This is a genomic window from Massilia sp. 01N410, from assembly GCF_056399665.1.
Genome location: NZ_JBFTRV010000041.1, coordinates 1 through 5,652, shown reverse-complemented (window position 1 = coordinate 5,652; position 5,652 = coordinate 1). Strand labels below are relative to the sequence as shown.

The 5,652-nt window shown below is 64.3% G+C and carries 4 protein-coding genes and 2 rRNA genes; 5 read left to right on the top strand and 1 reads right to left on the bottom strand.

The window, feature by feature from the left end:
• Positions 1-95 (top strand): 5S ribosomal RNA (gene rrf, locus AC1DOP_RS27060); the annotation flags it as partial.
• 21 nt (positions 96-116) lie between these two features.
• Here the strand turns inward: rrf and bla are convergent.
• Positions 117-1,844 (bottom strand): subclass B3 metallo-beta-lactamase, encoded by a 1,728-nt coding sequence (gene bla, locus AC1DOP_RS27055; protein WP_477254377.1) that lies wholly within the window; start codon positions 1,842-1,844, stop codon positions 117-119.
• 157 nt (positions 1,845-2,001) lie between these two features.
• Here bla and AC1DOP_RS27050 point away from each other — a divergent pair, with 157 nt between their 5' ends.
• The 4 genes from AC1DOP_RS27050 to AC1DOP_RS27035 form a co-directional block, all read left to right on the top strand.
• Positions 2,002-3,102, top strand: coding sequence for a sensor histidine kinase (locus AC1DOP_RS27050; RefSeq protein ID WP_477254375.1), 1,101 nt, complete (start codon positions 2,002-2,004; stop codon positions 3,100-3,102).
• 3 nt (positions 3,103-3,105) lie between these two features.
• Positions 3,106-3,867 (top strand): LytR/AlgR family response regulator transcription factor, encoded by a 762-nt coding sequence (locus tag AC1DOP_RS27045; RefSeq protein WP_477254372.1) that lies wholly within the window; start codon positions 3,106-3,108, stop codon positions 3,865-3,867.
• A 100-nt stretch (positions 3,868-3,967) separates the two neighbouring features.
• Positions 3,968-5,131: a class C beta-lactamase gene (gene ampC, locus AC1DOP_RS27040; protein ID WP_477254379.1), complete on the top strand. Its 1,164-nt coding sequence runs from the start codon at positions 3,968-3,970 to the stop codon at positions 5,129-5,131.
• Positions 5,132-5,572: 441 nt separating this feature from the next.
• A 16S ribosomal RNA gene (locus tag AC1DOP_RS27035) occupies positions 5,573-5,652 on the top strand; the annotation flags it as partial.

The following is a 5,652-nucleotide window of genomic DNA, read 5'->3' as shown; positions in this document are numbered from 1 at the left end:
TCGGTACCACCCCTTCCCATCCCGAACAGGACCGTGAAACGACTTTGCGCCGATGATAGTGCTGCAACCAGTGTGAAAGTAGGTTATCGTCAGGCTAATTATTCGCAGAAGCCCGCTCAATTCGATTGAGCGGGCTTTTTGCTTTTCTGGCGCGCCTGTTTCAGATACGCCCGCAGTCCATGTGTGAGCACCAGCGGGAATACGCTTGCGTGATCCTCGTCCGCAAAGACTTCCAGATGCGTCGCCAATCCTGGATAGCGATGCGCTTTCAGCGCCGCATCGAATTCCCTCAAATCGGCCACCATATCGGCATCCTCTTCATTCCGTGAGCGCGTCTTCCCGGCCGCCAGCGTTTCGCGCCCGCCGATGCCGAAGAATACCGATGCCGGCATATCCTTGTGCCCCTTCGCATACGCCTTTTCGCGATCGAACATCACGCCGCGGTCGAACCACAAGGAGGGGCTGCCGAGGATGTAATGCTCGAAGGTTTTCGGGCGGCTCAGCAGAAGCTGCAGGCCCAGGAGGCTGCCGTAGGAATGGCCGACGAAGATCTTGCGGCGCATGTCCGCGCGATAGTGCGACGCGATCAGCGGAAACACGTCATCGGCGATGAAGCCGCCATATGCCTCCGCCTCGCCGAACGCCACCGCCCGTCCCGGCGTTTCCGACACATACCCTTGTGTGCGCGGCATCGACGGCGTGTAATCGCGGCGCCGGCTGAACACGGCGCTGTCGCCTTTTGCGTAAGACAGGCCTACCACGATCGCTTCCTCCAGGCCGGCATGCTTGGCCAGCCGCTGGGCGATGCTGCGCGTGACCGGAAAACCGTAAGCGGCATCGGTGACGAACAGCACCGGATAACGGCGATCCGACGAACGATAGGATTCCGGCAGTGCGATGAAGACCTGGTAATCGCGGTTCAGCGCCCGTGCGTGCACGTCGCGCACTTCGGTGTCGTCGAGCCGATAGGCGGACGGCGCTTCCGCAGCTTTCGCAGCTTCCGCAGCCAGTGTTTTTGCCAGCATCGCCCGCGCCTTCGCCGCATACTTTCGGCAGCCCTCGGGGTCGACGAATGCCGCATTGCCGAGCGTCGCCTGTTTCGCCTTCTTTTCCCACATCTCGCTCGCCTCCGGATGCGAGCTCACCAGCACATCGCAATCCAGGGCTTTGACGGTGGCGATCGAACGCTCGATATCCGCCCGCGCATTCGGGTACAGCGCATTCCCGCTGAAGCTCAGGCCATCGGCAACCACCGCGGTCAGGCTGTCGCCGTACACCATGTTCATGGTCCGCCCGCCTTCGCTCGACTGCCAGGTCCAACTGGTCGCACCCATCGTATGTCCGGGCGTGAAGTGGGCCGTGACCGCGAGCGGTCCGAGTCTCACGACCTCGCCGTCACGCACGCTGCGCGTGTTGGCGACCGGCGTCATCGCTTCCAGGTTGGGATATTGCGGGTCGCGCCTGTCGGCCTGGCCGGACCGCAGCACCGCCACGGATGGCGCACTGCCCAGTACCGTCGCGCCGCTCAGCTTCTGCAAGGCGGCGATGCCGCCGGCGTGATCGAAGTGCTCGTGCCCGTTCAGGATGTAGCGGATGTCCTCGACCTTGAAGCCGAGCCGGCGCACGTGCTCGGCGATCTGGTCAGAGGCGCCGGTCGGGCCGCCGTCGATGAGGATGTGGCCGGCCGGTGAGGTGATCAGCACCGCGCTGATGCCGCCGGTACCGACATAGTAGCTGTTGCCGTACAAGGGGAAGGGATCCTGGGGCGCGAACCAGTCGGCGGCGGCGGCGTTCATGGAGGCGCCGAAGGCAATGGCGGCGGCAAGGCAGATGGTTTTTTTCATGTGCGGACAAAAGTGAAGAGGGTTCGAATGAGGCCTGGACGATTCTGCAAGCGGTCCGCCACCGTGGCAGCAGGGCGGTGACGAAACCCCGCATCCGCGTGATGAAGCCGGCCGCCGCGGCCGATCCGGCGAACCGGGCCGCTGCTATACTTTTCCGATGACGCAGCTCTCTCTTCCGCGCACGCCGCCCGCAACCAGGACCATCGCCATGGCCGTGCTGGTGTGGGCAGCCATCAGCGCCCTCGGCGCCCTGCAGACCTATAGCGACAACCTGCGCGTCGGCGTCGACAGCCACTATCCGGCCCTGCTGGTGACCTGGTTCATCGAGTATGCGGTGCCGCTGATCGTCCTCAGCGCGGGACTCAGCCTGATCCTCGCGCGCTGGCCGGCCCTGATTGCCCGGCCGCGCAATGTGGTCGCGCTGTTCTTCGGCCTCGTGTTCCTGTTCCAGCCCGCGCAATGGACCTATATGGCCTGGCTGCGCGGCTACCTCCACGTCGGCAGCTTCGAGGATGCCCGCCTGCTGCTGATGAAGATGCTGCTGGTCGGCTGGTTCTCGACCACCGGCACCTTCGCCGCCATCCTCGCCATCCATTACTGGCGCCAGGCACGCGAGCGCGAACTGGCCTGGCAGCGCAGCCAGACCGATATGCTCAACCTGCGCCTGGCCCTCGAGCAGCAACGCATGCTGGCCCTGCGCGCCCAGTTCGAGCCGCACTTCCTGTTCAATGCCCTGAACGCGATCAGCGCCCTGGTGCGCGACGGCGACCGCAGACTCGCCCTCGGCGGCATCGAGCGCCTCAGCGACCTGCTGCGTTACGCGCTGTCGGCGAGCGTGCGCAATACCGTCACCGTCGCCGCCGAGCTGCAGTTCGTGCGCGACTACCTGGATCTGCAGCGCCTGCGCTATGGCGACCGGCTGCAGGTGCGGATCGACGGCGAGGGCGGGCTACTGCACGAAGTCGAGTGTCCACCGCTGCTGCTGCAGCCGCTGATCGAGAACGCGCTGCGCCACGATCTCGATTGCCACCAGGGGCCGAGCGACATCCGCCTGGTCTTCGCGCAAGACGACGAGACGCTCGCCATCCGCGTCGCCAATCCCGTCAGCGCGCAGGCGTCGCCGAACCCCGGCGCCGGGCTCGGGCTGGCGAATACGCGCGAACGGCTCAAGCTGATGCATCCTACCGCCACGCTGGTCACCAGCGTGGAAGACGGCCGCTTCGTGGCCGAGGTCCGCCTGCCGCTGGACAGGGACTGAGCAATGAGCGTGCGTTACCTGATCGTCGACGATGAAGCGCCCAGCCGCGCCAACCTGCGCCTGGCCCTGGGCGCACATGCCGACTGGCGCCTGATGGCGGAGTGCGACGGCGCCGCATCCGCGCGCACGGCACTGGCTGCCCAGGAGATCGATGTGATCTTCCTCGATATCCAGATGCCGGCCGAATCCGGCCTCGTGCTCGCGCGCGAAGTCAGCCGCATGCGCGAGCCGCCGCTGATCGTCTTCGTGACCGCCTACAGCGAGCATGCGGTCGACGCCTTCGAGGTGCACGCCCTCGACTACCTGCTCAAGCCCTTGAGCGACGCGCGCCTGGCCCAGACCGTCGAACGCATCGGCGCCATGCTGGGCCAGCGTCAGCGCGAAGCCTACGGCGCGGCCCTGCGCGATTACGTCGATGCCGGTGTGGGCAAGGCCGTGGAGCGACTGCAGCGCATCAATGTGCGTTCGGTCGGCCGCATCGAGCAGATCCGCGTGGACGACATCCTGTGGGTCGAATCGGCGGGCAACTACGTCGAGCTGCATCTGGAAGGTCGCACGGTCCTGCACCGTATCACCCTGAACCGCCTGGAAGCGCTGCTCGCGCCGGAAGACTTCCTGCGCGTGCACCGCAGCGCGATCGTCCGGCGCAGCCAGATCGCCCGCCTGGAGACCGTCGGCGACGGCAGCTACCGGCTGACGCTGCGTTGCGGCGCCGCGGTGGCGGTGAGCGAACGCTATCTGCATGCGCTGAAGTCGGCGATGTGACGAAACGCCGGCGCGCCGGGACGGCGGTGCTGGTTGCGGCGGTATGGCCCTGCCTATACTGACGCGTCACCATCAACGGGAGATTCTCTTGACCATCCGTCTGCAAGCCATCGGGCGCCTCGCCCTGACCTGTCTTTGCCTTCTGCCGCTCGCGGGCCGCGCCGCCGCGAATGTCTCCGATGCCGCCGTGCGCGACGCCGTCGACCGCGCGATCCGGCCCCTGATGGCGCAGCACGACGTGCCCGGGATGGCGGTCGCCGTGACTGTCGACGGACATGCCATGTTCTTCAACTATGGCCTGGCATCGAAGGAGAAGGGCATTCCCGTCAGCGAGAACACGCTGTTCGAGCTGGGCTCGGTCAGCAAGACCTTCGCCGCGACGCTGGGCTGCTATGCCCACGGCCAGGGCAAGCTGTCCTTCGACGACCATCCGGGCCGCTTCATGCCGCAGCTGAAGGGGAGTGCGATCGACCGCGCCAGCCTGCTCGAACTCGGCACCTACACGGCCGGCGGCCTGCCGCTGCAGTTTCCGGACGAGGTCACCAACGATGCGCAGATGCTGGCCTACTTCCGCAACTGGAGACCGGACGCGCCGCCGGGGACACAGCGCCGCTATTCGAATCCGAGCATCGGCCTGTTCGGACATGTGACGGCATTGGCCCTGCATATGGGCTTTGCCGATGCCGTCGAGGGCAAGCTGTTCCCTGCGCTCGGCCTGAAGCACAGTCATGTCCGCGTGCCGGCCGCGTCGATGGCGGATTACGCCTGGGGATACAACAGCGCGAACAAGCCGGTGCGGGTCAATCCCGGCGTCTTCGATGCGGAAGCCTATGGCGTGAAGTCGAGCACCGCCGACATGATCCGCTTCGTGCAGGAGAACATCGATCCTTCCCGGCTCGACGAGCCGATGCGGCAGGCGCTGGAATGCACCCACGCCGGCTACTTCCGGGTCGGCGACACCGTGCAGGGGCTCGGCTGGGAGCAGTACCGCGCGCCGGTGAGCCTGGCGCAGCTGCAGGCCGGGAATTCCGAGAAGATGAGCCGCGGCTTCAATGCCGTTACCAGGCTCGAGCCGCCGCAGGCGCCGCCGCGCGGGACGCTCTTTAACAAGACCGGCGCCACCGGTGGGTTCGGCGCTTATGTGCTGTTCGTACCGGAGCACCGGGTCGGTATCGTCATGCTGGCGAATAAGAACTACCCGATTCCGGCGCGCGTCGAGGCGGCGCATGCCATTCTCGGGCAGCTGGTACCGGCCATCCGCTAGCCTATCGTACAAAAAGCGACGGACGCCTCTTGCGCTCGGGGCGGAGGGTTTGCTATAGTTCGCGTCCTGCTTCTGCAGCGCACGAAAAGTTTAATAGAATCAACGAATTAAACTTGTATAAACGGCCATGCCGAGTGCACTGAAGAAAAAGATGGAGTTGACGAGTTAAGCGAAACACTGCATAATCTCATTCCTCTGCTGCTGACGAACAAAACGATTCGCCGAATGCAGCAAGGCAGTACCGAATACGATCTTTAACAATCAACAGTCGATAAGTGTGGGCGTTTGATGAAGTGCCAGCATCCTTCGGGRTGCTGAATGCTTAAATTATCAAATGTTCACAAAAAGTATAACGTTGCTCAGCAATGAGTGACGGTCAGTATTTTGAGTGGGCGACTCCGCAGTAATGCGGATGACACGAAAGTGTCGCAAACAGAGATTAAACTGAAGAGTTTGATCCTGGCTCAGATTGAACGCTGGCGGCATGCTTTACACATGCAAGTCGAACGGCAGCGCGGGGC

Bases quoted from the DNA above. Each gene is read 5' to 3' on its own strand.
- bla (WP_477254377.1), bottom strand. From the start codon at position 1,844: ATGAAAAAAACCATCTGCCTTGCCGCCGCCATTGCCTTCGGCGCCTCC.
- AC1DOP_RS27050 (WP_477254375.1), top strand. From the start codon at position 2,002: ATGACGCAGCTCTCTCTTCCGCGCACGCCGCCCGCAACCAGGACCATC.
- AC1DOP_RS27045 (WP_477254372.1), top strand. From the start codon at position 3,106: ATGAGCGTGCGTTACCTGATCGTCGACGATGAAGCGCCCAGCCGCGCC.